Annotated in this window: 1 protein-coding gene and 1 pseudogene; both read left to right on the top strand. The window is 29.7% G+C overall.

The window, feature by feature from the left end; all coding sequences use genetic code 11:
- A pseudogene (locus tag AJ932_RS10935) lies at positions 1 to 361 on the top strand (hypothetical protein); the annotation flags it as partial.
- A gap of 170 nt (positions 362 to 531) precedes the next feature.
- A complete protein-coding gene (locus AJ932_RS10385) occupies positions 532 to 999 on the top strand; it encodes a hypothetical protein (protein WP_261660133.1) in 468 nt (155 codons plus the stop codon).
- Positions 1,000 to 1,006 lie beyond the last annotated feature (7 nt).

Genomic DNA, 1,006 nt, shown 5'->3' with positions numbered 1-1,006 from the left:
AAGGAATGTGAAGGGAGAAAATAAATTATTAATAGAAAAGTCTTTAACCCAAACAATAGAAAAAGAATTTTTCCTTAATGTTCATCAAAATTTATCCGCCCACATACAAGATAATACATCCTTAAAGTCCAATTCCATGCAGACAAAGGTAGAAGAACAATATTCTTTAGAATCTGATAATTCAACTTTTGACTTTCAAACAGATTGTGAAGTAAAAGCAGGCAATCAAATCCTCCACCAAGTAGGTGATACTCAAATTGTTACTAAGGGAGATTGTGTTATCATTAAAGTAGGTGGAGTTGAAGTAACTATAGACTCTAAAGGACTTGTGGTTAGAGGTGGAGAGCTTAGGGCAGAATGATAACTCGGAGATAAAAATGAGCCAAACAAACAATAACACAGAAATCAAAGAGCAAGACACTCAAGATGAAATCATTTTTGAAGAAAAGAAATATATACCTGCATTTTTATTTTGCGGGATAATATACACTGGATTTTTGTGTTTTTTTCTTTATTGGCTCCCTAGGGCATTTGACAATACTAAGAATTTTAAATGGTTTATGGTTTTTATTATATATCTTTATGTATTATGTATATATAAGTCTTGTTTATAAAACAGTAAATTTTAAAAGAATTTATATCACAAAAGAAAAACTTGTGGTTGAATTCTATTTTAGGAATGATTTAATTTTTCCTTTGGGAACTTTTTTTGTGTATCCTTATAACCCATCGCGTGCTTTGGTGGGAGATATAGTTATACAAACTCTCAAAGGTAAAAGATACTACATTAAAAATCTTATCAAGCATGAAATAGAACTAAAAAATGATTTTTATGCAAAAGTTAATGCCATTATAAAGCCCCATGTAATGCCTTATTTATTAAGCTTAAGTGATGAAGAATTTGAAAAAATCATTTCACATGTAAGCGGTTTTAGCGAAATTAATACCACTTTCCTTAAAGAAGCAATGGAACTCAGAAAAGAGAAAAAAGATGAATGAAAGTATT

The organism is Campylobacter sp. BCW_6873, assembly GCF_001762365.1.
In the GTDB taxonomy this organism is placed as follows: domain Bacteria; phylum Campylobacterota; class Campylobacteria; order Campylobacterales; family Campylobacteraceae; genus Campylobacter_D; species Campylobacter_D jejuni.
This window is presented reverse-complemented; position numbering and strand designations above follow the sequence as displayed.